We start from the raw sequence: 633 nt of genomic DNA on the forward strand, positions 1-633 counted from the left end.
TCTTCCCATTTCTGATCCTCTTCAAAAGGCCACCTGTTACTGGTCGATTTAAGTCAACCTTTACCGCTGATTCGTGGAACAGATACTCTCTTCCATCCTTAACCGGAGGTGGGAATATCCTGCATTCCCGAACCCATCGACGAACTGTTTCAAGGCTTCTTGGACGTCGCTGGCGTGCGTTCCACTCCTGAAGTGTCAAGTACATCGCAAAGTCTCCGCAATTACACGCAAGAAAAAACCGCCATCAGGCGGCTTGGTGTTCTTTCAGTTCTTCAATTCGAATATTGGTTACGTCTGCATGTGCTATCTGCGCCCATATCATCCAGTGGTCGTAGCAGTCGTTGATGTTCTCCGCTTCGATAACTCTGTTGAATGGCTCTCCATTCCATTCTCCTGTGACTCGGAAGTGCATTTATCATCTCCATAAAACAAAACCCGCCGTAGCGAGTTCAGATAAAATAAATCCCCGCGAGTGCGAGGATTGTTATGTAATATTGGGTTTAATCATCTATATGTTTTGTACAGAGAGGGCAAGTATCGTTTCCACCGTACTCGTGATAATAATTTTGCACGGTATCAGTCATTTCTCGCACATTGCAGAATGGGGATTTGTCTTCATTAGACTTATAAACC

At 45.0% G+C, this 633-nt stretch carries 2 protein-coding genes; both read right to left on the reverse strand.

Annotated elements, in window-relative coordinates; genetic code table 11:
- Nucleotides 1–205, reverse strand: a 205-nt coding sequence (locus tag J0A69_RS22375; RefSeq protein WP_206588853.1) for an excisionase, incomplete at its 3' end; no start/stop codon positions are given.
- 295 nt (nucleotides 206–500) lie between these two features.
- Nucleotides 501–633: hypothetical protein (locus tag J0A69_RS22805; protein WP_425501596.1), on the reverse strand; the 133-nt coding region annotated here is incomplete at its 5' end.

This window comes from Algoriphagus pacificus, assembly GCF_017254845.1.
GTDB lineage: Bacteria > Bacteroidota > Bacteroidia > Cytophagales > Cyclobacteriaceae > Algoriphagus > Algoriphagus pacificus.